Origin of the sequence: Phenylobacterium sp. (assembly GCF_036677185.1) — a bacterium.
In the GTDB taxonomy this organism is placed as follows: Bacteria; Pseudomonadota; Alphaproteobacteria; order Caulobacterales; family Caulobacteraceae; genus Phenylobacterium.
The window spans coordinates 277,414-302,020 of record NZ_JAKFEN010000020.1; the positions used below are offsets into that span (position 1 = coordinate 277,414).

26 protein-coding genes are annotated in these 24,607 nt (G+C 66.9%); 16 read left to right on the plus strand and 10 right to left on the minus strand.

Going from position 1 to position 24,607, the window contains the following annotated elements:
• Window positions 1-27: 27 nt before the first annotated feature.
• The 7 genes from V6M51_RS11875 (at window position 28) to V6M51_RS11905 (ending at window position 7,778) form a co-directional block, all read left to right on the plus strand.
• Complete coding sequence (locus tag V6M51_RS11875) at window positions 28-963, plus strand: 2-hydroxyacid dehydrogenase (protein ID WP_332767397.1); 936 nt, start codon at window positions 28-30, stop codon at window positions 961-963.
• Window positions 964-1,051: 88 nt separating this feature from the next.
• On the plus strand, window positions 1,052-2,023 hold the full coding sequence (locus tag V6M51_RS11880; protein WP_332767398.1) for an ArsR/SmtB family transcription factor: 972 nt from the start codon (window positions 1,052-1,054) through the stop codon (window positions 2,021-2,023).
• Window positions 2,020-2,943: a methylenetetrahydrofolate reductase [NAD(P)H] gene (gene metF / locus V6M51_RS11885; protein WP_332767399.1), complete on the plus strand. Its 924-nt coding sequence runs from the start codon at window positions 2,020-2,022 to the stop codon at window positions 2,941-2,943. Before V6M51_RS11880 ends, metF begins: the two co-directional genes overlap by 4 nt.
• The gene (locus tag V6M51_RS11890; protein WP_332767400.1) at window positions 2,940-4,001 is read left to right on the plus strand and encodes a homocysteine S-methyltransferase family protein; all 1,062 of its coding nucleotides are present in this window, start codon (window positions 2,940-2,942) and stop codon (window positions 3,999-4,001) included. The genes metF and V6M51_RS11890 overlap by 4 nt, the downstream gene beginning before the upstream one ends.
• Window positions 3,998-6,664 carry a methionine synthase gene (gene metH / locus V6M51_RS11895; protein WP_332767401.1) on the plus strand — a complete coding sequence of 889 codons (2,667 nt, stop codon included), beginning with the start codon at window positions 3,998-4,000 and terminating at the stop codon, window positions 6,662-6,664. The genes V6M51_RS11890 and metH overlap by 4 nt, the downstream gene beginning before the upstream one ends.
• Window positions 6,665-6,669: 5 nt before the next feature.
• Entirely contained in the window at window positions 6,670-7,260 is a 591-nt protein-coding gene (locus V6M51_RS11900) for a TetR/AcrR family transcriptional regulator (RefSeq protein ID WP_332767403.1), read from the plus strand.
• 74 nt (window positions 7,261-7,334) lie between these two features.
• On the plus strand, window positions 7,335-7,778 hold the full coding sequence (locus V6M51_RS11905) for a nuclear transport factor 2 family protein (protein ID WP_332767405.1): 444 nt from the start codon (window positions 7,335-7,337) through the stop codon (window positions 7,776-7,778).
• Window positions 7,779-7,784: 6 nt separating this feature from the next.
• Here the strand turns inward: V6M51_RS11905 and V6M51_RS11910 are convergent, their stop codons facing one another.
• Together V6M51_RS11910 and V6M51_RS11915 are read right to left on the minus strand one after the other, a co-directional pair.
• Window positions 7,785-7,934 (minus strand): hypothetical protein, encoded by a 150-nt coding sequence (locus tag V6M51_RS11910; protein WP_332767407.1) that lies wholly within the window; start codon window positions 7,932-7,934, stop codon window positions 7,785-7,787.
• Between the two features lie 282 nt (window positions 7,935-8,216).
• Complete coding sequence (locus V6M51_RS11915) at window positions 8,217-9,884, minus strand: SIR2 family NAD-dependent protein deacylase (protein ID WP_332767409.1); 1,668 nt, start codon at window positions 9,882-9,884, stop codon at window positions 8,217-8,219.
• Window positions 9,885-10,280: 396 nt separating this feature from the next.
• Here V6M51_RS11915 and V6M51_RS11920 point away from each other — a divergent pair, with 396 nt between their 5' ends.
• Both V6M51_RS11920 and V6M51_RS11925 read left to right on the plus strand, forming a co-directional pair.
• Window positions 10,281-10,916: a hypothetical protein gene (locus V6M51_RS11920; RefSeq protein ID WP_332767411.1), complete on the plus strand. Its 636-nt coding sequence runs from the start codon at window positions 10,281-10,283 to the stop codon at window positions 10,914-10,916.
• Window positions 10,917-11,199: 283 nt separating this feature from the next.
• Window positions 11,200-11,868: a hypothetical protein gene (locus V6M51_RS11925; RefSeq protein ID WP_332767413.1), complete on the plus strand. Its 669-nt coding sequence runs from the start codon at window positions 11,200-11,202 to the stop codon at window positions 11,866-11,868.
• Window positions 11,869-12,851: 983 nt separating this feature from the next.
• Here V6M51_RS11925 and V6M51_RS11930 read toward each other — a convergent pair.
• Window positions 12,852-13,229 (minus strand): VOC family protein, encoded by a 378-nt coding sequence (locus tag V6M51_RS11930; protein ID WP_332767415.1) that lies wholly within the window; start codon window positions 13,227-13,229, stop codon window positions 12,852-12,854.
• Between the two features lie 699 nt (window positions 13,230-13,928).
• Between V6M51_RS11930 and V6M51_RS11935 the strand changes: the two genes are divergently transcribed.
• A complete protein-coding gene (locus V6M51_RS11935) occupies window positions 13,929-14,693 on the plus strand; it encodes a hypothetical protein (protein ID WP_332767418.1) in 765 nt (254 codons plus the stop codon).
• A gap of 138 nt (window positions 14,694-14,831) precedes the next feature.
• Window positions 14,832-15,080: a hypothetical protein gene (locus V6M51_RS11940; RefSeq protein ID WP_332767420.1), complete on the plus strand. Its 249-nt coding sequence runs from the start codon at window positions 14,832-14,834 to the stop codon at window positions 15,078-15,080.
• Here the strand turns inward: V6M51_RS11940 and V6M51_RS11945 are convergent.
• The gene (locus V6M51_RS11945; protein ID WP_332767421.1) at window positions 15,041-15,322 is read right to left on the minus strand and encodes a hypothetical protein; all 282 of its coding nucleotides are present in this window, start codon (window positions 15,320-15,322) and stop codon (window positions 15,041-15,043) included. The genes V6M51_RS11940 and V6M51_RS11945 overlap by 40 nt on opposite strands.
• 297 nt (window positions 15,323-15,619) lie before the next feature.
• Here V6M51_RS11945 and V6M51_RS11950 point away from each other — a divergent pair, with 297 nt between their 5' ends.
• Window positions 15,620-16,888, plus strand: coding sequence for a glycosyltransferase (locus V6M51_RS11950; protein WP_332767422.1), 1,269 nt, complete (start codon window positions 15,620-15,622; stop codon window positions 16,886-16,888).
• A gap of 4 nt (window positions 16,889-16,892) precedes the next feature.
• Complete coding sequence (locus tag V6M51_RS11955) at window positions 16,893-17,933, plus strand: glycosyltransferase family 2 protein (protein WP_332767423.1); 1,041 nt, start codon at window positions 16,893-16,895, stop codon at window positions 17,931-17,933.
• 14 nt (window positions 17,934-17,947) lie between these two features.
• Here the strand turns inward: V6M51_RS11955 and V6M51_RS11960 are convergent, their stop codons facing one another.
• On the minus strand, window positions 17,948-18,538 hold the full coding sequence (locus V6M51_RS11960) for a TetR/AcrR family transcriptional regulator (protein WP_332767424.1): 591 nt from the start codon (window positions 18,536-18,538) through the stop codon (window positions 17,948-17,950).
• 146 nt (window positions 18,539-18,684) lie between these two features.
• Between V6M51_RS11960 and V6M51_RS11965 the strand changes: the two genes are divergently transcribed.
• Window positions 18,685-19,671, plus strand: a complete 987-nt coding sequence (locus V6M51_RS11965) for a class I SAM-dependent methyltransferase (RefSeq protein ID WP_332767426.1) — start codon at window positions 18,685-18,687, stop codon at window positions 19,669-19,671.
• A 269-nt stretch (window positions 19,672-19,940) separates the two neighbouring features.
• On the opposite strand, the gene V6M51_RS11970 is transcribed toward V6M51_RS11965, so the two are convergent.
• The 5 genes from V6M51_RS11970 to V6M51_RS11990 form a co-directional block, all read right to left on the minus strand.
• A complete protein-coding gene (locus V6M51_RS11970; protein WP_305675959.1) occupies window positions 19,941-20,207 on the minus strand; it encodes a metal-sensing transcriptional repressor in 267 nt (88 codons plus the stop codon).
• A gap of 23 nt (window positions 20,208-20,230) precedes the next feature.
• On the minus strand, window positions 20,231-21,364 hold the full coding sequence (locus tag V6M51_RS11975; RefSeq protein WP_332767431.1) for a nickel/cobalt efflux transporter: 1,134 nt from the start codon (window positions 21,362-21,364) through the stop codon (window positions 20,231-20,233).
• A 155-nt stretch (window positions 21,365-21,519) separates the two neighbouring features.
• Window positions 21,520-22,740, minus strand: coding sequence for an MFS transporter (locus tag V6M51_RS11980; protein ID WP_332767432.1), 1,221 nt, complete (start codon window positions 22,738-22,740; stop codon window positions 21,520-21,522).
• 193 nt (window positions 22,741-22,933) lie between these two features.
• The gene (locus V6M51_RS11985; RefSeq protein WP_332767434.1) at window positions 22,934-23,155 is read right to left on the minus strand and encodes a GDCCVxC domain-containing (seleno)protein; all 222 of its coding nucleotides are present in this window, start codon (window positions 23,153-23,155) and stop codon (window positions 22,934-22,936) included.
• A complete protein-coding gene (locus V6M51_RS11990; protein WP_332767435.1) occupies window positions 23,152-23,565 on the minus strand; it encodes an MFS transporter permease in 414 nt (137 codons plus the stop codon). The genes V6M51_RS11985 and V6M51_RS11990 overlap by 4 nt, the downstream gene beginning before the upstream one ends.
• A gap of 70 nt (window positions 23,566-23,635) precedes the next feature.
• On the opposite strand from V6M51_RS11990, the gene V6M51_RS11995 reads away from it, so the two are divergent.
• Together V6M51_RS11995 and V6M51_RS12000 are read left to right on the plus strand one after the other, a co-directional pair.
• Window positions 23,636-24,040, plus strand: coding sequence for a MerR family transcriptional regulator (locus V6M51_RS11995; protein ID WP_305675540.1), 405 nt, complete (start codon window positions 23,636-23,638; stop codon window positions 24,038-24,040).
• Between the two features lie 85 nt (window positions 24,041-24,125).
• Complete coding sequence (locus V6M51_RS12000) at window positions 24,126-24,491, plus strand: hypothetical protein (protein WP_332767437.1); 366 nt, start codon at window positions 24,126-24,128, stop codon at window positions 24,489-24,491.
• The last annotated feature ends 116 nt before the right edge of the window (window positions 24,492-24,607 follow it).

Sequence of the window (24,607 nt, forward strand, 5' to 3'; positions counted from 1 at the left end):
GGCTCGCCGGTCGCCTGGAGATGTCTCATGCCCGCCAAGCCCGTCGTCCTGCTATCTCACCAGATGCTCTCGCCCATGCAGCCGGCGCTGGAGGGGCAAGGCTATGAGGTGGCGCGACGTTGGGACCTGACGCCGGAGCAGGCCGCCCAAGCCCGCGCCGTCGTTCATGCCGGCGAGATCGCGCTGGAGCCGGAGTTCCTGGCGACCCTGCCGATGCTCGGCCTGATCGCCTGCGTCAGCGTCGGCTATGACGGGGTGAACGTCCCGGCCGCGCGGGCGAAGGGGATCGAGGTCACCCACGCCAAGGGGTTGAACGCCGACGACGTGGCCGACCACGCCATGGGCCTGCTGATCGCGGGATGGCGCAATATCGTGGTGGGCGACGGGGTGGTCCGCGCCGGCGGCTGGCGTGACGGTGACCGCATGGGCCCTCGCGCCGGACTGCGCGGCCGCAAGGTCGGGATCATGGGTCTGGGCGCCATCGGCGAGGCGGTGGCCGTGCGGGCCCAGGCGTTCGGCATGGAGATCGCCTGGTGGGGCCCGCGGGCCAAGCCGGACGCGCCCTGGCCTCGGGCCGAGAACCTGCTGGCCCTGGCGCAGGCCAGCGACATCCTGGTGGTCGCCAGCCGCGCCGACGAGAGCAATCGCCGCGCCGTGGACCGCGCCGTCATCGAAGCGGTCGGCCCGCGCGGCATGATCGTCAACGTGGCGCGCGGCTCGATCATCGACGAGGACGCCTTGATCGCCGCGCTGAAGGACGGACGTCTTGGCCGGGCGGGACTGGACGTGTTCGAGACCGAGCCGACCCCGGCGGCGCGCTGGGCCGATGTGCCCAATGTAGTCCTGACCCCGCACACCGCCGGGGGCACCGTGGATTCGATCCCACGGATGGTCGGACAGGCGCTGGAGAACGTACGCCTGTTCCTGGCCGGCGAGCCGGTGATGAGCCCGGTTTCGGCGTGAAACGCTTTCGCAAGGCAATGTGCTAGAATGCGCGCTCGCGGGGCTGCCTTAACTTGACATAAAGACATAAGGATATCTTTATGTCGTCATGACTCTCTCAACGATCCAGGCGGTCGAGGTGTTGCGCGCGGCGGGCGAGCCGACGCGCCTGCGCATCCTGGCCCTGCTGGCCCGCGAGGAGCTGGCGGTGCTGGAGCTCTGCCGGGTTCTCGACCAGAGCCAGCCCCGCGTTTCCCGACATCTCAAGCTGCTGGCCGAGGCCGGGCTGGTCGAACGGTTCCCGGACGGCGCCTGGGTATTCTACCGGCTGGTCACCGGCGGCGACGCCCGCCAGTTGGTCGATGAGACCTTGGCGCTGATCGATCCCACCGACCTGGGGTTGGGCCGTGACGCCGAGCGCCTGCAGTCGGTGCGCGGCGAACGTTCCGCCGAGGCCGGAGAGTACTTCGCCCGCAACGCCGCGCGCTGGGATGAAATCCGCTCGCTCTATGTGTCGGAGACCGCCGTCGAGGACGCCATTCTCCAGGCCGCGGGGCCGGGCCCCTTCAAGCGGCTGGTGGACCTGGGCTCGGGCACCGGCCGGATGCTGACCCTGCTGGGACCGCAGGCCGAGGCGGCGCTCGGTCTCGACCTCTCCCAGCAGATGCTGAACATCGCGCGCAACCACGTGGCCGAGGCCGGACTGGAGCGTTGCGAACTGCGCCACGGCGACATCTTCGGAACCCGCCTGCCGGACCAGAGCGCCGACCTCGTGGTGGTCCATCAGGTGCTGCATTACCTGGCCGATCCCGCCGCGGCGGTGCGCGAGGCCGCACGCCTGGTGGCCGAGGGCGGCCGGCTGCTGATCGTCGACTTCGCCCCGCACACCCTGGAGTTCCTGCGCGAGCAGCACCAGCACCGGCGGCTGGGTTTCTCCGAGCCCGAGATGGAACGCTGGCTGAACGAGGCGGGCCTCTCGAAGGTTCGGGCCGCCGCCCTGCCGCCGGCCCGTTCCGAAGGGCTCACCGTCAAGATCTGGGTCGCCGAACGCGCCCGTCAGTCCCAAAGGAGCGCCGCATGAGCCCGCAAGACACCGCGCTCGGCCCCGTGGCGCGCGCCGGCGCCGGGACCGCGCCGCGCCCCTCGGTTTCCTTCGAGTTCTCGCCGCCGAAGACGCCCGATGCCGAAGAGAACCTGTGGGAAGCGATCCGCCGGCTGGAGCCGCTGAACCCGTCCTTCGTCTCCGTGACCTATGGCGCGGGCGGCTCCACCCGCGAGCGCACCCACCGCACGGTGGTGCGGATGCTGAAGGAGACCACCCTGCGTCCGGCCGCGCACCTGACCTGCGTCGAGGCTTCCAAGGCCGAGGTCGACGAGGTCGTGCAGGACTATTGGGACGCCGGCATCCGTCACATCGTGGCCCTGCGCGGCGATCCGCCGGGTTCCCTGGGCGGGGTCTATGCGCCGCGCGCGGACGGCTATCTCAACGCCACCGATCTGACGGCCGGGATCAAGGCCATCGCGCCTTTCGAGGTCAGCGTCAGCCTCTATCCGCAGAAGCATCCCGAGAGCCCGTCGCTCGACCACGACATCGACGTGCTGAAGGCTAAGATCGACGCCGGGGCGACCAGGGCCATCACCCAGTTTTTCTACGACATCGACGCCTTCCTGTTCTTCATGGACAAGGTCCGCAAGGCCGGGATCACCATCCCGATCTCGCCGGGGATCATGCCGGTGTCGAACTTCAAGGGGCTGAAGAAGATGGCCGCGCCGTGCGGGATCCCGCTGCCCGCCTGGCTGGGGAACCTGTTCGAGGGGCTCGACAAGGATCCGGAGACCCGCAAGCTGATCGCGGGCTCCGTGGCCACCGAGATGTGCGTCCGCCTGGCCGAGGAAGGCTATTCGGACTTCCATTTCTACACCCTCAACCGAGCCGACCTGGTCTATGCGATCTGCCGGGTCCTGGGGGTCCGCGAGGTCCCGACGGAGTTTGCCGCATGAGCCGCGCTCAACGTATCGAAAAACTTCATCAAATCGCGAAGGAGCGCGTCCTGGTGCTGGACGGGTCCTGGGGGGTGATGATCCAGAAGCGCGGGTTGGTGGAGGCCGACTATCGCGGCGATCGGTTCGCGGGCCACAATTCCGAGCTCAAGGGCAACAACGACCTGCTGTGCATCACCCGGCCGGACATCATCGCCGACCTGCACGACCAGTACTACGCGGCCGGCGCCGACATCTCCGAGACCAACACCTTCTCGGCGACCACCATCGCCCAGGCCGACTACGAGTGCGGCGAGGCGGTCTACGACATCAACTTCCAGGGCGCGAAGATCGCCCGCGAGGTCGCCGACCGCTGGAGCGCCAAGGAACCGCATAAGCCGCGTTTCGTGGCCGGCTCAGTCGGGCCGCTGAACAAGATGCTGTCGATGTCCTCGGACGTGAACGACCCGGGCGCGCGGCTCGTCACGTTCGAGGAGGTCTACCAGGCCTATCGCGAACAGATGATCGCCCTGCACGACGGGGGCGTGGATCTGTTCCTGATCGAGACCATCACCGACACGCTGAACTGCAAGGCCGCGATCAAGGCGATCCTCGACTTGCAGGACGAGGGCTACGAGCCCCTGCCGATCTGGATCTCGGGCACCATCACCGACCGTTCGGGGCGTACGCTCTCGGGCCAGACGGTGGAGGCTTTCTGGAACTCGGTGAAACACGCCAAGCCCTTCGCCATCGGGCTCAACTGCGCGCTGGGCGCCGACCTGATGCGGCCCCACATCGCCGAGCTGTCGCGGATCGCCGACACCCTGGTCTCGGCCTATCCCAACGCCGGCCTGCCCAACGCCATGGGCGAGTACGACGAGCAGCCGCACCAGACCGCCCACGAGCTGCACGAATGGGCCGAGCGCGGGCTGGTCAACATCCTGGGGGGCTGTTGCGGCACCACCCCGGACCACATCGCCCACGTGGCCGACGCCGTGAAGGGCGTCACGCCGCGCCAGATCCCTGAACGGCCGACGGCCATGAGACTTTCCGGCCTGGAGCCGTTCGAGCTGGCATGAGACCTATCTTTGTAAACGTCGGCGAGCGGACCAATGTCACCGGGTCGGCCAAGTTCCGGAAGCTCGTCGCCGAGGGGAACTATCCGGAGGCCCTGAGCGTCGCGCGCCAGCAGGTCGAGGCCGGGGCGCAGATCATCGACGTCAATATGGATGAGGGTCTGCTCGACTCCGTCCAGGCCATGAAGACCTTCCTCAACCTGATCGCCGCCGAGCCCGACATCGCGCGGGTTCCGATCATGATCGACAGCTCGAAATGGGAGGTCATCGAGGCCGGCCTGAAGTGCGTCCAGGGCAAGGCGATCGTCAATTCGATCTCGATGAAGGAAGGTGAGGCCAAGTTCGTTGAGCAGGCCAAGGCATGTTTGAGGTATGGCGCCGCAGTCGTGGTCATGGCCTTTGATGAAGTGGGTCAGGCCGATACCGCCCGGCGCAAGATCGAAATCTGTGAGCGTGCTTACAAGATACTGGTCGACCAAGTGGGGTTCCCGCCGGAAGACATCATTTTCGATCCCAACATCTTCGCCGTGGCGACGGGGATCGAGGAGCACGACAACTACGCGGTGGACTTCGTCGAGGCCACGCGGGTCATCAAGCAGACCCTGCCGCACGCGCGGATCTCGGGCGGGGTCTCCAATGTCTCGTTCAGCTTCCGGGGCAATGAGCCGGTCCGCCGGGCGATCCACTCGGTCTTCCTCTACCACGCCATCGCCGCGGGCATGGACATGGGCATCGTCAACGCCGGCGACCTGCCGGTCTATGACGACATCCCCGAAGAGCTGCGCGTCGCCGTCGAGGACGTGATCCTCAACCGCCCGCAGCGCGACCCCAAACTCACCAACACCGAGCGGCTGGTGGAGCTGGCGCCCAAGTACAAGGGCGGCAAGTCCGAGCAGAAGGGCCCCGACCTCACCTGGCGCGAAGGCTCGATCGGGGCGCGGATCACCCACGCCCTGGTCCACGGGGTCACCGAATATATCGAGGCCGACACCGAGGAGGCGCGCAGCCAGGCCGTGCGCCCGCTGCACGTCATCGAAGGCCCGCTGATGGGCGGCATGAACGTGGTCGGCGACCTGTTCGGCTCGGGCAAGATGTTCCTGCCCCAGGTGGTGAAGTCCGCCCGGGTTATGAAGCAGGCCGTGGCCTATCTCATGCCGTTCATGGAGGCCGAGAAGGAGGGCAAGCCGCGCGAGGCGGCGGGCAAGATCCTGATGGCCACCGTCAAGGGCGACGTCCACGACATCGGCAAGAACATCGTCGGCGTGGTCCTTCAGTGCAACAATTACGAGGTCATCGACCTGGGCGTCATGGTTCCGGCCGACCGCATCCTCGACGAGGCCATCGCCCACAAGGTCGACATCGTCGGCCTCTCGGGCCTGATCACGCCCAGCCTGGACGAGATGGTCTATGTGGCCAGCGAGATGGAGCGACGGGGCTTCAACATCCCCCTGCTGATCGGCGGCGCCACCACCTCCAAGACCCACACGGCGGTGAAGATCGAGCCGCAGTACAAGGCCGGCTCCACCACCTATGTGCTGGACGCCAGCCGGGCGGTGGGGGTGGTCTCGGGCCTGCTCTCGCCCAGCGAGAAGGTGCGGCTGCAGGCCGAGACCCGGGCCGAATACGTCAAGGTGCGCGAGCAGTTCGCCCGGGGCCAGGGGAACCGCGCCCGGTCCACCATCGCCGAGGCCCGCGCCAACGCCTTCGCGCCGGACTGGAGCGCCTACGAACCGCCGAAGCCCAGCTTCATCGGCACGCGGGCGTTCGTCGCCTACGACCTGGCCGACCTCGCCAAGCACATCGACTGGTCGCCGTTCTTCGCCAGCTGGGAGCTGGTGGGCCGCTTCCCGCAGATCCTGGAGGACGACGTGGTCGGCGAGGCCGCCCGCGACCTCTACAAGGATGCCCAGGCGATGCTGGAGAAGATCATCGCCGAGAAGTGGTTCGAGGCCCGCGGCGTGGTCGGCTTCTGGCCGGCCCAGGCCGAGGGCGACGACGTGGTGCTCTATGCCGACGAGAGCCGCACGAGCGAGCTCACCCGGCTGCACACCCTGCGCCAGCAGATGCCGAAATCCCAGACCCAGGCCGACGGAGGCCGGGCCAATGTGGCGCTCAGCGACTTCATCGCGCCCAAGGGGACCAAGCCCGACTGGATCGGCGGCTTCGCCGTCACCGCCGGCCATGGCGAGCTGGAGATCGCACGCAAGTTCAAGGACGCCGGCGACGACTACAACGCCATCCTGGCCGCGGCCCTGGCCGACCGGCTGGCCGAGGCCTTCGCCGAGGCGATGCACCGCAAGGTGCGCACCGAGCTCTGGGGCTACGCCCCGGACGAGCCCTTCGACATCGACGCCCTGATCGCCGAGAAGTACCGCGGCATCCGCCCGGCGGCCGGCTATCCGGCCCAGCCCGACCACACGGAAAAGGCCGAGCTGTTCCGCATCCTCGACGCCGAGGCGGCCACCGGCATGGAGCTCACCGAGAGCTTCGCCATGAACCCGCCGGCCAGCGTCTCGGGGGTCTATTTCGCCCACCCCGAGAGCCACTATTTCGGGGTCGGCCGGATCGAGAAGGACCAGGTCGAGGACTACGCCAAGCGCAAGGGCTGGGACCTGAAGACGGCCGAGCGCTGGCTGGCGCCGATCCTCAACTACGAGCCGGTCTAGGGGCGGTGCGGCAGGCGGCGCGGAGCGCGGCGACGACCAAGGCGATCCTCGCCGCCGCCCATGAGCTCTTCCGGACCAGGGGCTATGAGGCGGTCAGCATCGACGAGATCGCGGCGGCGGCCGGCTACAAGAAGGGCGCCTTCTACCACCAGTTCCCGTCCAAGCGGGATGTGTTCGAGCAGGTGCTGGACCGGGTCCAGGCGGGGCTGGCCGCGCGGCTGATGGAAGGCGCCGGGGCCGCGCCCCGGGGCGCCTCGCCCCAGGCGGTGGCCCAGAGCATCCTGGCCTATGTGGACGGCGCCATTCAGCCCGAGGCGCGCCAGATCCTGCTGATCGACGGCCCGGTGGTGCTGGGCTGGCAGCGGTGGCGGGAGATCGACGACAAGCATTTCGCCGGCATCGTGCGCGCCAGCGTGACCGGCCTGATGGGGACTGACGCCGACGCGGCGCAGATCGACTCGGCCACGCGCCTGCTGCTGGGGGCGATCATGGAGGCCGCGCTCGCCAGCGGCGCCGCGGACGATCCGGAAGCGGCCGCGCGGGCCCATTGCGCGACCCTGGAGCTGTTGTTGTCGGGCCTGCGCCCAGGCCCTTGACGACGCCGGACGCGCTTGACTTACAGACTCCAAGTCTGCATTTACGGACTCTGAGTTTGCAAATGGAGCCGCCAATGTCGCAAGCGATCACCGCCGCCGAACACGCCGCCACCGCCCATCCGCTGCAAGCGGTGTTCGACGCCAGCCACGCCGCCTGGGAGTCCAACGATCCGCAGCGGATCGTGGCGCTCAATTCGCCCGACGCGATGTTCTGGATGCGCGACGGCAGCGCGCCGGTGCGCGGCCGCGAAGCCCTGGCCAAGCACTATGCCGGGGTGTTCGCGCGCTTCCCGCACTTCGGCTGGGAGATGCACCGTCTCATGTTCGGCGACGACTTCTGGGTGTTCGAATGGACCATGGTGGCTGAGCTGACCGACAAGGCGGGGGAGGCGTTCACCGCCAGGGTGGACATGGTCGATGTGGTGAACGTCGACGCCGCGGGGCTGGTGACGCGCAAGGATGTGTATGTGGACGGGGCGCAGGCCCAGGCGATGTATGCGCGGATGGGGGTGGGGTAGGGGGGCCTACTGCTTCCGAGCGAGCCCGATCACCGTCACCAGGAAATAGTATCCGACGCCGAGAAGCACGGCGTGCAGCGGGCTTCCGAGTGTGAAGCCGGCAATGAGGGCGACGCCCAGGCTAGCCCAAACACTGATCGGGATCTTCGGGAGCACTGCAACCTCAACGGTTAAGCTTCAAGCCGCGCATCCTTGAGACCGCGACGCGACAATGCAACTGCAATTCGAGAACGGCGCCCACGAGGTGGCGCTCCTTCCGGCCAAGATCCTCGGTGTTGGGAAATGGATATCGGGCCAGGCGCCTAGGCTACGATCAGGACAACAACACAATGAGCGGTTGCGTGGGTGCCGACAGCGATCCCCAAGGCCGGGACCGACCGGGGCTCGACTTCTCCAGCGCCCAAGGCAACCGGGTGGCGTTCGAGCATGCGCATAAAGCTAAGGTCCCGGAGGTAATCCGCGAAAGACCTCCATGATGCCATTGACGGCGTCTCGAGCCCTAGCCTGCGTAACAATCATGCCCGTGTGGACTATCTCGTTGCGAAGCTTCATCCAGGAATCCAGGCGCTTTCGCTGCTTAAGGGATATCAGTTCCAGCGCCGTTGCTTGATCAAGTAGCGCCCTGAGGGACTCAACACGATGCTTGGTAGGGAATCGCGATTCCAGCGTCGAGGCCCGAGGGGGAAGTGTCTCACGAAGCCGCGCCTCCAACAGCGTCATAGCTGAGATGACCGCTGCTCGGCCTTCACCCTGCATTAGAAGACGCTGAGGTTCTTGTTCCCAGCCCAAACCCAGATCATGGGCGATAATAGAGAGAACTGCACTGAGTTCACTGGCGAACCGGCTCGGATCATCAGTGAGGCTGTCAGCCGCGATGTGGAAGACGCCAGGAACTAAAATATCTTCCAAGGCCACTGGCGGATCATTGCTTACGATGATTGTTCTCATTTGAGGGCGCAGACCACCGCCCGGTTCGGCGCGCCCACGACGGCCAAGTGCCATACGAAGTTCCGCGCGAGTGTGCTGCGTCGTAGGTTCCACCACCATGACCGCCGACCTGTCGATCAGCGCATCGATCTTGGCGTTGAAGTTGTCGCCAGGTGAGATCACGTCATCGGCGGTCACAGGCACTAGGCCAAGTGCCTGAACGTAAGGAAAGACTTCGCTGCGATAGAGCGAAAGGCGGTCGAGCGCGATTGAAAAGAAACAAAGCCGAGTCTGGGTGTCACGCGGTAGGAGCAACTCCCGTAGAGGCTCTTCTTCGGTCACCTTGCTGGCCGATAGGACGTTGTCGCGCCAATGAGCGTGTAGTTCCGAGAAAGCGCCGGCGAGAATTTCGCCATAGCGGGACTTCGGTCCCGGAAGATTGACGACTTTTACTCCGCGGCGTTCATAGCGAGCGATCTCAGACGGCCCTGCGTCTACCATGATCGCGTAAGCCATCCGGCGTGTGCGGCCAAGTCGACTAGTGACTATGTTCCAAATCTGTCGGAAGTCCGGGTCATCGAGGCTGTAGCCAACGAATACCGCCGTCTTGGTGATTAGAAGGTTGGCCAGATACGTGGCTATGAGTGGGTACTTTGTAAGGAAGGCATCATAGTCTTCTTCCGTCACCACGAGGCGGCTGGGATGGCGCAAGTCGCCGTGGAGCTTCAGCAGCAACGTGCCGGCTGGAGCTCCGTTGATGGAGAGCTGTTCCTCGTCGACCACGGTATAGACGTAGCGGGGGCCGCGCTCATATTGTCGCTCTAGTAGAAAATCGAAGTTCGTCGTGCAGGCGATATCGAAGGGTAGTTCGCAGAATGCGCTATGCGAGGGGCCTGGCTGTGCGTCCTTGACGTGCAGAATGTCGATCAGGCGTTCGATCAGTCTCGAACGGCCAAACTCATGCTGAAATGCAGAAATTGCATCCAAAGTGCCGGTCGGCGAGAAATCAATAAGATCCTCGCTGAGACTCTCGCCCAGCTTGGGCCAGAGCGGCATAGCCTTGCCAGGCGGTAGGTTCGCATTTAGCGACATGCCTGCGCCGACCACAGGTAGCCAGCGACCCGCAACCAAATCGTCTAGCAGTGGTCTGGGAAATAGATTCAGATATTTGGTTGTCATTGTCCGATCACGCAGGATCGGCGCTGGTTACGTCAGCCCCACTACAAGCTACTCAATCGTCTCGTGGTTGCAAGCGTCACGGATGAAGGGATGCGATACTTATTTCGCGATTTCGGGGACACAGTACTAAATTCTCGCCTCACCCGCCCAGCCGACCTCCGCCGCCCGCCCTCCTCAAGGACGGCGCTGAGCGCCGCCGCTGGCGCGGCCGCCTGCGGCGCTCCTTGACCAAGCCGGGCGACGAAGCTCCGGGGCTGGGCATGGCCTTCAGGGGTTTTCAGCATTTGCGGTATGCAGGGCGGCGAAAGAGGGTGGGGAGGTGAGTATTGTGCCGCCTACGAATACCTCCGGAACATCTGTGGGCAAGCGGTCGGAAATTTAGTCGAAAGGGAAAGTATGGCCGTTCAATTCAGTGACCAATTTCTCGATGAGCTGTTCGCGCCCGGCATAAGTACCTTCCGGAAGGCGGAAATCCCTGACCTTGCTGATGTCTCTCCGGAGGTCGAGCATTGGCTTTCAAACCACTTCCTGAACAGCTTGTTCGACACCCGCTTCGAATCTCACTCGAAGCAGGCAGCGATGACGCATCTGTTCCGCACTCAGAATGCGATCCGTGCCTTCCAGTCGGCGCGCGAAAAAGCGCTGGGCTGTGTCTCGAATTACAAGAGCGGCAGGCCAGACACACAGAACTACCTCGCAGCGGTCGCGGCTTGGGAAGTCACGCTCTTGAACACGCAGATACTCATTGATCTTCGAGAGAACATGTTCGACCGGAAAGGCGCTCGGACTGATGCGGAATGCCGCATCTGGGAAGCTTCTAATCGGCTAAAGCACTACGGCGAAGATATTCGTAGGGGGCTCAATGAAGCCCACTGGACACTGCCGCTCTGGCTTACCGGCCAAGGATTGAAAACGCGGACCGGGAACGTGTCCTACGAGGAACTAGCGGGCTGTCTGCGGGTCTTCGCAAAGATGGCCGACATGCTGCAGAACCCAGCTTCCTTCAGCTTCGGCCAGCCAAAGCCAGGGTAGAGTATCGTGGGGAACTTGGGGGATTTCGGGGACTTAATTCCCAGGCCCACCACCGAGCTGACCTCCGCCGCCCGCCTTCCTCAAGGACGGCGCTGCGCGCCGCCGCTGGCGCGGCCGCGGGTCCTTGACCAAGCCGGGCGGCGAAGCTCAAAGGCTGCCATGGCCTTCAGGGGTTTTCAGCATCCCAGGGATGCATGGCGACGGGTGATGGGAGGTCCCGGATGTTCGCGCCGGCTATTTTGACTTCCACCCGACTAGCCGCTTCACTGGGGCGGGGGCTCCAATGATCAAGGCATTCTGCGTCGGCGTGACCTTGGCGATGGCCACGATGGCGCATGCCGCTGAGCCCTTCCGCTTCGAGGCTGAGACGAGCCTCGACGACATGACGACGCTGGTGCGCGGACGGTTCTCCGAGCCCTCCACACGCGACCAGGTGCGGGCGGTGTTCGTGGGGGAAGGTGGAGCGACCCTGATCGCCCATCCGCGCCGGGCGAATGTCGAGAAGTACCTCTACGACATCAATCTCTGCAGCTACTACGTCTGGCGCTGGAACATCTCGGCGGATTACACCTCCGGCGGGAAGCTGAAGCAGATCTACGTCAACGGGGCGCCTGCGCTGCATGGCGCTCGGCTCGCCGGGCTGCCGAAGAAGGGTCCCTATTACGCGCTGATGCGGCCGAGGCCGGAAGCGTTCAAGGGCGAGTACAGCCTCGCGGCTATTGTCGCCGACCGAGACGGCGACCTGAACACGACCGACGACATGGACATCCTGACGGGCGTGGGACCGATGCGGGCCGATCCATTGAACATGGGAAGCGCCGTCAACAATCCTGGCGAAGTGTGGCGATCGATCTTTGACCTGGACGACGCCAAGAGCATCGCGGCGTATGCGGGAGACTGCTCAGCGGTGGACGCCGCCGTCGAGAAGATGCGCGGGTCCGGTCAGCCGTAGAGAGGCGCCGGAATAGGGGACACCCCGCCAGGCAGCCCCCTCGTCCGGCTCGGCGTGCATGGGTCCCGGTCTTGCTTCGCAAACCGGGATGACGAGCGGAGATTCGGGAGTGGAAATTCGGGGGAAATTCGGGGACACAAGACTTAATTCCCAGGCCACCCAGCCAGCCCACCTCCGCCGCCCGGCTTCCTCAAGGACGGCGCTGAGCGCCGCCGCTGGCGCGGCCGCGGGTCCTTGACCAAGCCGGGCGGCGAAGCTCAAGAGCTGCCATGGCCTTTAGGGATTTTCAGCATCCCTTTGGGGATGCCGGGCGAGGGAACGGGGCGGAGTTTATTGTATCGCGAAGCACCCGGCCTAACGGGAGCCAGCCTGGGCACAGTCGGGCGGCTCCGAGGGCTTTCTGGTCTCTGCATCTGGACCGGTCGCGGCCCAGGTCCCGTACCAGTCGTGTCCTCGCACGTGGTAAAATCCAGACCCAGGCGGACCTTTCGCGTAGGCCGCGGCGGCTTCCTGATCGAATTCGGGATCGCCGGACGGCTTCACGACGACTGCCTCGTAGGTTCGTTCCTTTCCCTCGGAACTCGGCGCCAATCGCCAACAGACACCGACAATTCTGATGGAGGGCGGCCCCGGGGAATTTCTGGCGACCGGAGGTTTTGGTTCCGAGCGTGCAGCGGCCGGGGCGATTTGCGCCGCCAGGGCGATCAGGGCGCAGATGACGGACTCTCGAAGGAGCACGAGCGGTGGCATATGGCACACTAGCAGGCGGGGACCTTCGGGCGGAGTGCTTGAAAGCCCGGCCACCCAAGTGACCTCCGCCGCCCGGCATCCTCAGGGCTGGGGCTGGGCGGCGACGCTGCGCCCTATCCGGGTAGCGCGGCGCGTATGGGTCCCGGTCTTGCTTCGCAAACCGGGATGACGAGCGGGGTTTGGGGCCGGGGAGCTGCGTTTCGCCTCCTGACCCCGTCGCCTCCGCTCGCCCGTCAGCCCATGCGGTGGAGGGCGCAGAGCTTATTGCCGTCGGGGTCGCGCAGGTAGGCCAGATACATCTTGCCCATGCCGCCGGCGCGTACGCCGGGCGGCTCCTCGCAGGTGGTCCCGCCGCTGGCGACGCCGGCGGCGTGCCAGGCGTCGGCCTGTTCCGGGGAGTCGCACGCGAAGCCGATCGTGCCGCCATTGGCGAAGGTGGCCGGTTCGCCATTGATCGGTTCCGACACCGAGAAAACCCCGGTCGGGGTCATGTAGAAGATGCGATGGCCGTCGACCCGGGCCGGCGGCACGCCCAGGGCGCCAAGCAGCGAGTCGTAGAACGACTTGGCCTTCTGCAGGTCGTTGGTGCCGATCATGATGTGCGAGAACATCGTGTTGTTCCTCCCCGGTGGCGCGGCCCCTTGGCGGCCAGGCTGCTATCGCGTCTAGCGCGCCTACCAGATGCGGCACGATCGGGGCGGTGACAAGATGGGGCCGCGATGGGGGCCGCCATGGCCTTGAGGGGTTTTCAGCATCCGGGGGATGCCGGGCGACGAAGGGGGCGGGCGCTAGGTTGCCGCTCACCCCGCCAGTCGGAGTCTATGGGTCCCGGTCTTGCTTCGCAAACCGGGATGACGAGCTTGGGGCGTGCGGCGCTGGGTGGCGCGTTCGTTGCGGTGGTCTAGCCGATAGTCTGCGCGTAGGTGACGGCGAAGCTTACGGCTCTGAATATACCGAACCACAGAAGGAGTGAAACCGCAGCTCCGAAGGCCAGCGAATAGCCGATCGGGACTTTTCGAGACTGACGGCATGCCGTCTCGCTGGGCTGCAGAGGAATAATAACACTGTTACGCATCTGCGAACCAGGGTCGGTGAACTAAGGACTCGACTATGGGTGCTGTGACGGTCGCCGCAACTCAAACTTGCGTTGTTCGCCGGCGCGGTCGGATTTGTCGCACCTATCGCGGGAGTAGGCGGCGGCACGACGCCTGGTGCGCGAGTTGGCGCCGCCTAGATGTTCTTGTTTTGTTCTTGACTCAATGCGCCGTCCATGAGAGCCTTGCAGCCTCATCGGACCCGCTGGAGCCCCCATGCCATCTCCGTCTCCGCCGCCGGCTCGCGCCGGGGCTCGGGCGCCTGTGCGCTATTGCCCGGAGCTGGGGCGGGCGATCTGCGCGCGGATCGCGGCGGGGGTGAGCCAGCATGAGCTGGCCCGCGAGCCGGGGATGCCGTCGCGGCGGACGTTCCGGGACTGGGCGCTGCGCGAGCCGGAGTTCGCGCAGGCCTATGAGGCGGCCAAGGAGCAGGCACGGGCGCGGCAGGTGGCGCTGGACCGGAAGGCCGACGCCGGGCGGATCTGGCGCCGCATGCTGAGCCGGGCCGGGCGGCGCGGGGGCAGCGTCTCGATCTATACGCCCGACCTGGGCGAGGCGATCTGCGCGCGGATCGCGGCCGGCGAGAGCGTGCTGGCCATCGGCGACGACCCGGCCATGCCCTGCACGGTGAGCATCCACAACTGGGCGCGGCGCAACGACGAGTTCCGGCGGATGTACCTGGCGGCCAAGGAGATCGCCGCCGACCTGATGTTCGACCTGGCCCGCGACATCGCCCTGGAAACCACCGAGGCGACGGTGCGGTCCGACGCCCTGCGCATCAGCACCCTGCGCTGGCACGTGGCCCAGGTGGCGCCCAAGAAGTACGGGACCCGCCGGGCGCTGGGGCCCGCGGCCGACGAGGGGGACGGCGGGCGGCCGATCTTCAACATCACGGTGCGAAACTTCGGCGAGCCGGAGCCGGGCGGGCCGCAGTTCGTCAACCTGGCCGGCGAGGCGGTGGCCCGGCCGCCGGGGGTCTGAGCGGCGGAATAGGGGGACGCGATACCTATTCCCGCCGCCCAATGGCGAGTCTGCGCCGGGGAGACAGGTCCTCGCGCCCGATTCGACGATGCGCCCTAGGTGGAACCCTGGGGTGCAAGAGTCGTTGGACTCGCCAATATGGGAAAGGTTAACGACCGAGATCGGGAGCTGCTGGCCAGAGCGCTGCGCGAAGGCGGGCTGAGCGTCGTCACCCACCGGCGCCAAGAGGCGATTGCCGCGGGCGTCATCGAGCATCGGCGCCTCAACCGGCTGTGCAAAGAGGGACTGCTGGAAGAGGACCGCGTGCGGGGCGACCGGTACGCGCCGTCCGGCGAGTTGCGCTACGACTACAGGCTGACCGCCAAGGGCGCGCGGGCGGCAGGGTAGGCGGCGGCGGCGGGCGCCGCCGTCTGGGCGTCGATCCGCGATTGCGGGAACAGGGCGACGAACCGCCGTTCGGCCCAGACTTCCAGGCGTTGGGAACCGGGGTTGGCGCGCGAGCAGACCGCCACGGCGCGTTCGTCGCTCGGCGCGTCGAAGGACGTCTCCGCCTCGACGCTCCCCAGGTGATCGATCAGAAAGATCTGGTAGGTCGCCATCCGCACCCCGCCCGTCGTTCTGACCGGCACGCCACAGTGCGCGCCAAGGTGGCGATCGTCCGCACGAATAGCGGCCTGCGCGACGAAGGGCCGCGCGGCTGGGGGCGCCGAGTGGTGGGCGCCGAGTGGTGGGCGCCAAGTATTGTGGCCCTGAAATTCGTCTCCCGAATACCGGGCGAGGGAGGGGGCTGCAAAGTCCCGCGGACTGTGTTCGGCGCCAAAGAAAGATTGCGGCGAAATCTCGTTGGAACAGAATTCAACCTGCTGGCCCTGTTCTTGCCTCTCTGGAGCCGGCACCTTTCAACATTCCCATGGCGGAACGATCACTTGCTCCGAACAGCCTTCTTCCTGAACAAGTTCCCGATGGCTTCGGAAGCCTTCATCGTGAACACGGCGGCGGGCCTGCTGGACGCCGGGCACGAGGTCGACCTTTACGGCCTGCATGGCGAGAACGCGTCCGGCGCGCGCCATGCCCTGATCGAGCAGTATGGCCTGCTGGCCCGATCCCATCCCACGGCCTTCGCCGATCAGGGCAGCGCGCGTCGGTGGGCGGAGGCCCCCGGCGCCTTCCTGAGGACGGCGCGGAAATCCGGCGCGGGCGTGGCCCTCAGCGGCCTCAACCTGAGCGCCCATCGGCGCCGCTGGGTCGGGATGCGGGCGATACACGAGGCGGAGACCTTCCAGGGACGCGGGCGCTACGACGTGCTGCATTGCCACTTCGGAACGCTCGCCGAGCCGGTCCTTCGCCATCGGCGCGCGGGCGCGCTGTCCGGCGCGGTGGTGGTGCATTTCCGCGGCTACGACATCACCTCGCACGTCGAGCGGCGGGGCGAGGATTGCTATGAGGCCGTGTTCGCCCAGGCCGACGCCTTCGTCACCAACTCGGTGTTCTTTCGCGATCGCGTGATCTCGCTGGGGTGCCCGCCCGAGCGGATAACCATCGTGGAGTCGCCGATCAATATCGGCCTGTTCCCCTATGCGCCCCGGGCCCTGCGGCCCGGAGAACCGGTCCGGATCGTGACGGTCGGGCGGCTGGTGGAGAAGAAGGGCATCGCCTACGCCATCCAGGCCGTGGCCAGGCTGCGCGAGAGCGGCCGGCCGGTGGAATACCGGATCGTCGGCGAGGGCCAGGAACGCCCGGCCCTGGAGCGCCTGATCGGCGAGCTCGGCCTGGACGGCGCGGTGTCGATGCTGGGGGAGATGTCCCAGGAGGGCATCGCGGCCGAACTGGCCCAGGCGCACATCTTCCTGGCGCCGTCCGTGCGCGCCCGCGACGGGTCGGAGGACTCGGCGATCAATACGCTCAAGGAAGCCATGGCCTGCGGCGTGCCGGTGGTGTCCACCTGGCACGGCGGCATCCCCGAACTGGTGGAGGACGGCGTCTCCGGGCTGCTGGCGCCCGAGCGCGACGCCCCGGGTCTGGCCGAACGCCTGGAGATCCTGGTCGGCGACCCGGCGCTGGCGTCGAAATTCAGCGCCGCGGGGCGTCAGATCGTGGAGCGCCGCTTCAGCTTTCCGGTGATCAGTGATCAACTGCTGAAGGTCTACGAAGAGGCCGTCAGGAACTGCAACAACAGCGCGAAGAGTAACGGGTAGGGCGATGACCGGGGCAGACGTCAATCAAGAACCGCTGGTGACCATCGTGGTGTCGCCGCGTGATCGTTTCAGTGTCGCGCAGGACGCCCTGCTCAGCATCTTCGAGCATACGACCGTCCCCTACCGGCTGGTCTATGTCGACGGCGCGGCGCCGAGGGCGCTGAGGGAATGGATCGCGACGCAGGCCGAGGCGCGCGGTTTCGAGCTGATCTCGTCGGAGCGCTTCCTCACGCCGAACGAGGCGCGGAACATCGGCTTGCGGCGGGCCCGCACGCCGTATGTCGTCTTCATCGAGAATGACGTGATCTGTTCGCCGGGCTGGCTCGAACCGTTGCTCGCCTGCGCGCAGGAGACCGGGGTCGAGGTGGTGGCGCCGCTGACCTGCCAGCATCTGCCCCTCCACACCCAGGTTCACCAGGCGGGGGGCCTGTTCACCTCCGATGTCGCCGCCTTCTTCGCCACGCCGCAGGGCGAGCGGATCATCGACGAGGCGATCCATCATCAGGGTGACACGGTCGACGCCGTTCCCGCCGGGCGCGCGGAGACCCAATGCTGCGAGTTCCACTGCGTCCTGGTGCGGCGCGACGTTTTCGAGCGCACCGGCGAGTTCGACGAGCAGATGGTCAACACCAAGGACCACCTCGATTTCAGCATGAGCGTCATCGCCACGGGCGGTAAGGTGTTGCTGGAACCGCGCTCTGTCGTGACCTTCCTCCTGCCCAACCGGGTGCGCCCGCTGGTGGCGCAGGACTGGCCGTTCTTCCTGGTTCGCTGGTCGCCCAGGCGGCAGCGGCGGAGCTTCGAACGCTTCCAGGTCAAGTGGGGGCTGAAAGCCGATCAGGCGTATCTGAAACGGCGGGATCGAAAACTGTACTGGCGCTACGAGGAGGGGGTCGTCAAACCGATCCTCAAGCGCCTACCCCTCGTCCAGCGCGTACCGATCCTGGCCAAGGCGGTGGGCGCGCTCGTCCGCAGGGGCGTCTACGCCGCCGGCGCGGTGCTGACCTTCCGCGCCGATCACCGTCGCGTCCGCTTCAGGGCATGACCGGGCTTGGCCCCCTAGCCTTCCCGCCGGGCTTGGGGACCGTCTAGCGAGACCAGGGCCGCGGTGGCCGAGGCGTGGAGCGCGCCGGCGATCACCTCGGCGGAGGCCGGCGCCTGGCCCGCCAACCAGGCCGAGACCAGGGCGATCTGGCCGCCGGCGAGTTGAGCGGCCAGGAGCACCGGCGGCACGGCCAAGGGACGATCACCCGCCCGCTCGGCCAGGCGTTGCTCGATCAGACTCGCCAATGCGCCGGTCACCAGCCGCCGCGTCGCCCCGGCGAAGAGCACATTGGCGATCCGGCGGTTTTCCCAGAAGTGCTCCACCGTCGCCCGCAGCCTGGCCGGGTCATGGCGCTCGGTGACCAGGTCCGCGAGCACGCCGAACGGGCCTGCGAGGCCCTCCTTCAGAAGCTCGTCCTTGCCCTGATAGTGCTCATAGAACGTCGAGCGTCCGACCCCGGCGCGGGCGATGATGTCGCCGACCTTCAGGCGGTCGTAGCGCCTCTCAAGGACCAGCTCGACAAAGGCGTCGAACAGCGCGGCCCTGGTGCGCTGCGCCGGCCGGCTCTCGGCGAAGTCGACCGTGGCCCCTCGCAATCGGGACATTCGCGCCACCTTGTCCGGAAACCGGACACCTCCCCGCCGATGTCCGGCGCGCCGCGCGCCCGGACGGCTAGAGGTTAGGCCCGGCTCGCGGCGCTGCAAAGCCCGCGCGCCGCCGGTCCCGCCAACCGTCACCCAGAGTCCGCCCCATGACCACAGACGCCCCGTCCCCGCGCCGCAACCCGCACAGCCACATGTGGTTGATGGGGGTGGTCGGCATAGCCGCCGGCCTGGCGCTGCTGGTCTATGTCCCTTCGATGCGGGGCGTCGCCAACTCCCTGCTGCTGCTCGCCGGCGTCCACGTGGTGGGCGGGGTCGTCATCCTGTCCTCGCTCTATGTCTCGGGCCTGAGAGGCCTGCTGCGGCGATGGACGGGCGCCGAGGCGCGCGCGGCGCTCGGAACCGAGTTCGACTTCGGATGGGGACCCGGCTGGATGAACGGCCTGGCGATCGCAGCCCTGGTCGCCCTGGCCGGAGCCGTGGTGATCGAGGTCGCGGCGCCCCGCGCCTGGCCGATAGCTTTCCTGCTGGTCGCCGCCGCCATGGTCTTCATCGTCGGTAACACCATCATGCGCGGCTTCCGACGGCGAGATCAGGTGGTCCTGCCGATGGTCGACCTGCTGTCGAGCGACAAAGACCTTGTGCTCGACGCCGGCTGTGGGACTGGGCGGACCACCATCGCACTCGGCCGCATCCTGAAGGGCGGCCGGGTGATCGGCCTCGACCGCTTCGATGCAGGCTATATCGACGATGGCGGCCGCACCCTGCTGGACCGCAACTTGCGGATCGCCGGGCTGAGCGATCAGGTGGCGATCGAAACCGGCGACCTGACGGCCATGCCCTTCGAGGACGGCCGTTTCGACGCGGCGGTCAGCACCCACGTCTATGATCACCTGGGCGACCAGAAGGCGCGCGCCCTGGCCGAGACCTTGCGGGTGCTGAAACCCAGCGGGCGGTTCCTGATGGCCGTCTGGACGCCGGGCTGGTCGATGTTCGCGGTCGCCAACGTCCTGTCGCTGTTCCTGACCTCCAAGGCGGCCTGGCGCGGGCTGGCCGAGGCGGCCGGGTTCGAGCTGCTCGACGAAGGGGTGTTCAACAACGTCTGGTTCATCTTGATGGCGAAGCCCCGGGCCTGAAGCCTCGCCGGCGAAGCCGAATTGAACCACGAAGGACACCAAGGACACGAAGGACCACGAAGTTCATGAGCACGCGGATGGCGCGAGGCTCCGACGCGGACCCTTGGTGCTCCTTTGTGTCCTTGGTGTCCTTTGTGGTTCCTCTATCCTCGGGCATTCGCGGCTTCGCCGCCGCTAACCGGATAGGGCTTTCGACCCCTCATCCGACCCCGCAAGGGGAGAAGGACGTCACGGGCCGACTTCCGCTGGCGTCCAATTGCGTACAGACCCTAGAGATACTTGGCGAGGTCGCTCAGCTTGCTGAGCTTTTCACGGGCCTCGCGGGACAGCGGCCCGACCACCTCCTCGAGGTGATGCTCGATGTGATCCGTCACCAGCACGGTCTTGGCCTTTTCGAGCGCGCTGATCACCGCCTGCAGTTGCTGGGCGGTCTCCAGGCCATCGCGGTTGTCCTCGATCATGGTGAGGATCGTCGCCAGGTGCCCGTGGGCGCGCTTGAGGCGGTTCTTGAGGTCCGTATTGTGCGTGTGGCTCATGGGGGCTCCAGCGATCGGCGGGACTATAAGCCGCGCGGCAGATGCAGCCAGCCGTTGACGCCCAGATAGAGCCCGATCGCCAGGATCACGGCGCCGGACACATAGGGGGCCTTGCGCACGATCTCCCCGAAGCCCGAAAGCCGCTTGGACACCTGCCTCACGCTCAAGGCGGCGATAACTCCCGAGGCCACCATGGTCAGGGCCAGGCCAAGGCTGAAGCACAGCACCAGCACCGCGCCGAGCGCGAAGGCCTTCAGCTGCAGACAGAGCAGCAAGACCGTGATGGCTCCCGGACAGGGGATGAGCCCGCCGGTGAGCCCGAAGATCACGATCTGCCCCGTGGTCACATCGCGGTCGGCGAACCGACGGCGGATGTCGTTCGCATGGGCCAGTTCATGCGCGTCCTGCGCGCCGGCGGTCAGGTCGAGGCCGCGAAGCTCCTCGTGGATGTGGTCATGGCCATGGTCGTGTTCGACGAAGGCCACGTCGTAGCTGTGGGCGTGGTCGCCATGGGAAAGGGCCAGGCGCGCGACGAACTCGTGCGGCTCCGGGATTTCTTCCACCGATTCCAGATGGCCGGCCCGATCGGTGAAGGTGAAGGCTTGGCGAGTTCCATCCGGGCGCTCGGTTTCCAGGCGGACGTCGTCCGCCGGCCAGCCGTGGCCGCGCTCGGGATAGATCCGGAAGCGCGGCGGCGCTGCGTTTTCGAAGATCTCCAGCCGCAATACGCCGTGGCCGGTGTCGATCCGCGGGGCCTCCCCGCCACCGTGGTCATGATGGCCGTGATCGTGATGGGCGACAGCCGCCAGGGCCTGGTCGCGCCGGGCCCGCCAGATCATCCAGACGCCCATGGCGATGATGATGACGGCGGAGGCGACCTGGAGGTAAGGCTCGATGGTCTCCGGCGCGAGGCCACGCCAGAGATACATGCCCCCCAAGGCGATCACCCAGACAATCGCCGTGTGCGACAGCGTCGCGCAGAGCCCGAGCAGGACCGCCTGCTTCACCGATCCGCGGATGGCGATGATGAAGGCCGCCATCATGGTCTTCGAGTGGCCGGGCTCCAGACCATGGAGCGCGCCCAGCAGAATGGCGGAGGGGACGAACAGCCAGGCGTGCGTCGCGCCCTGCTGGATGAGGTCGGTGAAGCTAAGCATTACATATCCTATCCCCCTAGAGAGGATATGTTCAAGCCGCGACCGGTCGGCGCATTTGCGGGCCGGCGCCATCGACGACGGTTCGCGCCGAGGATTCCGGCCTAGATTCAAAGATTCCGGAGCAAATCCGACCCAATCAGATCGGTCTGTCGCGCTCAGGCGGCCCGCCGCACCCAGATCAGAAGACCGGCGACCGCGGCCGCGGAAAATGCGGCTCCGGCGAAAAACGTCGTGCTCGGGCCGAACGCCGTCCAGAGCCCACCGGCCAGCGCGCTGGCCAGCAACAGGGTCAGGCCGGTCGCCAGGTTGAAGACGCCGAACGCCGTCCCGCGCAGACGATCTGGCGCGGCGTCGGCGACCAGCGCCGAGAGCAGCCCCTGCGTCATGCCCATGTGGACGCCCCACAGCGCCACGCCGACGAGCACGCCGCCGATCGACGGCAGCAGCGCCAGCGCCAGGTCCGCGAGGATGAGCACGCCCAAACCAAGACCCAAGAGCGTTCGGCGGTCCATCCTGTCGGAAAGCGTCCCGGCCGGCGCCGCCACGCCCGCATAGAAGACGTTCATCACGACAAGCACGAGCGGGATGAGGGTGAGCTTCAGACCGACGTCCTGAGCCCGCAGGACGAGGAAGGCCTCGCTGAACCTGGCCAGGGTGAAGACCACGCCCACGACGACCACCGACCAGAACGGCCGACCCATATCGCGAACCTCGGCCCAACGGATCGGCGCCCTGGCATGCGCGGCCCCACCGGATCGCTTTGGCTCGTCGACGCCGAAGATCATCAGCAGCACGGCGATGACCGCCGGAACCACCGCCCAGGCGAAGACCGCGCGCATGTCGCCGGCGAGCGCCGCCATCAGAACGATCGCCACGATCGGACCCAGGAAGGCGCCGACGGTGTCGAGCGCCTGGCGCAGGCCGAACGCGGCCCCTCGCGCGCCGGGCGGCGTGATGTCGGCTACGAGGGCGTCTCGCGGCGCACCTCTGATCCCCTTGCCGACCCGATCCGTGAGGCGCGCGGCCAACACCTCGAACGGCGTCATGGCGAGTGGGAAGACCGGCTTGGTGATCGCCCCGAGGCCATAGCCGAGCACGGCCAGGACCTTGCGCTTGCCGAGCCGGTCGCTGATCCAGCCGGAGAAGACCTTGGTGACCGAGGCCGCGGCTTCGGCGACCCCTTCGATCACCCCGACCAGGGCCACGCTGGCGCCGAGCGTGCCCACCAGGAACACGGGCAACAGGCTGTGGATCATCTCCGAGGAGATATCCATGAACATCGAGACGAAGCCGATCGCCCAGACGCCGCGAGGGACCGCTCGTAGACCGCGTGAGGGTGAAGCATTGGCCGTGAGCGTTTCGCCGTCCTGCTTCATGCGGGCGTCCTCAGTGGTTTCGTGTGGCGCGCCGAAGCGGGCAGGGCTTCGCAGGCGCTCAGCCGTGTCTCGGCGTCCGCCCGCAGCGTGGCGCAAAGACCGCGCCGATGCCCTTGATCTTCCGCGACAACGCGAAAACTCTAAAGCAGCCTATGAGGAGGCGATGACCGACGCCACGTGAAGGCGCCGAATTTCAGCCGCAGCAGCCCCTCCCGGTTTCCTGCACAGGCGGGCAGGCGACATCGCCGTAGGAGCAGAACACGCAGCAGTCGCCGGCCTTCGGCTTCAGGACCGCCCCGCACCCACGACAATCGTAGAAATACTGACAGGCGTCGGTCGGCATGGATTCGATCGCCCGATGGCCGCACTGCGGGCAGGTGAGGATCGATATGCTCAAGATCGGCATGGCGCTCATCCTCGCGCCGCCCGCAACAGGGCGAGGAGCCAGGGTTCGATCGCGGGCCGCCAGACGAGCGCCGCCAGAACCAGCGCCGTGGCCACGTTCAACAGGCCCATGGTAAATCGCGATGGCGGCGGGCAGGTCCCGTCTTTCCAGCAGGCGCGGGCGCGCCGCCAGGTCAGCCACCAGCCGAGGCCGACGGCCGCCGCCGCCGCGAGGGTCAGCCAGGTCCGTTGGCCCGCGATCCAAGCTGTCGCGCCAAGGCCGAGGCCGGCCAGGGAGAGCGCCAGCGGCAGGACACAGCATGCGGCCCAGGCCAGGACCGCCGATGCGGCCGTGCCGATCGCCGCGCAGCCGACGAGTGCGTCCCCTGAACCGCCGGCCGCGGGCCGGCGTGCGGATCGAAGTGCATCGCCGGGTGTCATCGCCTCGCCTCCAGCTAGGATCGACGCTAGTCTGCAACCCGTAGGGACTACGGGTTCAAGAGGTAAAATCATGGCTGGCGCGCGTGGACTGACGATCGGCCGGCTGGCGCAGGACGCCGGCGTCAATCTCGAGACCGTGCGCTACTACGAGCGCATCGGCCTGATGCCCAAGCCCGATCGCACCTCCGGCGGACATCGCAGCTACACCGCCGAGCAGGGGCGGCGCCTCGCCTTCATCCGCCGGGCGCGGGAGCTGGGATTCGGGCTGGACGACGTCCGGGCGCTGATCGCGCTCGCTCAGCCCGGCCGGACCTCCTGCGCCGAGGTGCAGGTGATCGCGGCGGCGCACCTGGAGACCGTGCGCGCCAAGATCGCCGATCTCGCCCGGCTTGAAGCGGCGCTGGCGGACACCGTCGATCGGTGTCGCGGCGACACGGCGCCGTCCTGCCCAGTCATCGAGGTGCTCTGCGCCTGATCCGGGCCAATCAACGGCCCGACGCCAGCCGAATCCGCCAGGAATTCAGCGTGACAATGCAGGCCAGCGGGCGGAAAGTAGCGTCATGGCGCGCATTCTTATCGCCATTCTTGCCCTCCTGGCCCTCGCGGCCAGCCCGATCACCGCGTTGGCGGCGCCGATGGCCTGCGGCATGGATACCCCCCAGGCCGTGGCCTCCAGCATGGCGTCGATGGATGCGTCCGTCGATCGGCACGCAGCGCCCACCAAGCCCGATCCCTGTTGCGACAAGATGCACAAAGGCTGCGCCAAGACCTGTCCGATGGCCTGCGCCGCCGGCGTCACCGTTCTGGCGGTGATATCCAACATTGCGATCTTCGAAGTCCCGATGGCGCTGGAGCCGTTGAAAAGCGAAGCCTGGCGCTCCCACCGGCCGGTTGGGCCCGACCACCCTCCGAAATCGACGGCCTGAAGCCGTCGGCTGTCGCCGTCGGTTCCGCCGCGCCGCTGACGGTGCGCTCGAGCGCCTGGAACATCAGGCGCGAGAGCTGGGTCCGCCGCGGCGCCGTCCTGCCAAGACGGCCCAGC

Excerpts from the sequence above, each read along its gene's own strand:
- V6M51_RS11875 (WP_332767397.1), top strand. The coding sequence starts at position 28 with ATGCCCGCCAAGCCCGTCGTCCTGCTATCTCACCAGATGCTCTCGCCC.
- V6M51_RS11880 (WP_332767398.1), top strand. The coding sequence starts at position 1,052 with ATGACTCTCTCAACGATCCAGGCGGTCGAGGTGTTGCGCGCGGCGGGC.
- metF (WP_332767399.1), top strand. The coding sequence starts at position 2,020 with ATGAGCCCGCAAGACACCGCGCTCGGCCCCGTGGCGCGCGCCGGCGCC.
- V6M51_RS11890 (WP_332767400.1), top strand. The coding sequence starts at position 2,940 with ATGAGCCGCGCTCAACGTATCGAAAAACTTCATCAAATCGCGAAGGAG.
- metH (WP_332767401.1), top strand. The coding sequence starts at position 3,998 with ATGAGACCTATCTTTGTAAACGTCGGCGAGCGGACCAATGTCACCGGG.
- V6M51_RS11905 (WP_332767405.1), top strand. The coding sequence starts at position 7,335 with ATGTCGCAAGCGATCACCGCCGCCGAACACGCCGCCACCGCCCATCCG.
- V6M51_RS11915 (WP_332767409.1), bottom strand. The coding sequence starts at position 9,884 with ATGACAACCAAATATCTGAATCTATTTCCCAGACCACTGCTAGACGAT.
- V6M51_RS11920 (WP_332767411.1), top strand. The coding sequence starts at position 10,281 with ATGGCCGTTCAATTCAGTGACCAATTTCTCGATGAGCTGTTCGCGCCC.
- V6M51_RS11925 (WP_332767413.1), top strand. The coding sequence starts at position 11,200 with ATGATCAAGGCATTCTGCGTCGGCGTGACCTTGGCGATGGCCACGATG.
- V6M51_RS11930 (WP_332767415.1), bottom strand. The coding sequence starts at position 13,229 with ATGTTCTCGCACATCATGATCGGCACCAACGACCTGCAGAAGGCCAAG.
- V6M51_RS11935 (WP_332767418.1), top strand. The coding sequence starts at position 13,929 with ATGCCATCTCCGTCTCCGCCGCCGGCTCGCGCCGGGGCTCGGGCGCCT.
- V6M51_RS11940 (WP_332767420.1), top strand. The coding sequence starts at position 14,832 with ATGGGAAAGGTTAACGACCGAGATCGGGAGCTGCTGGCCAGAGCGCTG.
- V6M51_RS11955 (WP_332767423.1), top strand. The coding sequence starts at position 16,893 with ATGACCGGGGCAGACGTCAATCAAGAACCGCTGGTGACCATCGTGGTG.
- V6M51_RS11960 (WP_332767424.1), bottom strand. The coding sequence starts at position 18,538 with ATGTCCCGATTGCGAGGGGCCACGGTCGACTTCGCCGAGAGCCGGCCG.
- V6M51_RS11965 (WP_332767426.1), top strand. The coding sequence starts at position 18,685 with ATGACCACAGACGCCCCGTCCCCGCGCCGCAACCCGCACAGCCACATG.
- V6M51_RS11970 (WP_305675959.1), bottom strand. The coding sequence starts at position 20,207 with ATGAGCCACACGCACAATACGGACCTCAAGAACCGCCTCAAGCGCGCC.
- V6M51_RS11975 (WP_332767431.1), bottom strand. The coding sequence starts at position 21,364 with ATGCTTAGCTTCACCGACCTCATCCAGCAGGGCGCGACGCACGCCTGG.
- V6M51_RS11980 (WP_332767432.1), bottom strand. The coding sequence starts at position 22,740 with ATGAAGCAGGACGGCGAAACGCTCACGGCCAATGCTTCACCCTCACGC.
- V6M51_RS11985 (WP_332767434.1), bottom strand. The coding sequence starts at position 23,155 with ATGAGCGCCATGCCGATCTTGAGCATATCGATCCTCACCTGCCCGCAG.
- V6M51_RS11990 (WP_332767435.1), bottom strand. The coding sequence starts at position 23,565 with ATGACACCCGGCGATGCACTTCGATCCGCACGCCGGCCCGCGGCCGGC.
- V6M51_RS11995 (WP_305675540.1), top strand. The coding sequence starts at position 23,636 with ATGGCTGGCGCGCGTGGACTGACGATCGGCCGGCTGGCGCAGGACGCC.
- V6M51_RS12000 (WP_332767437.1), top strand. The coding sequence starts at position 24,126 with ATGGCGCGCATTCTTATCGCCATTCTTGCCCTCCTGGCCCTCGCGGCC.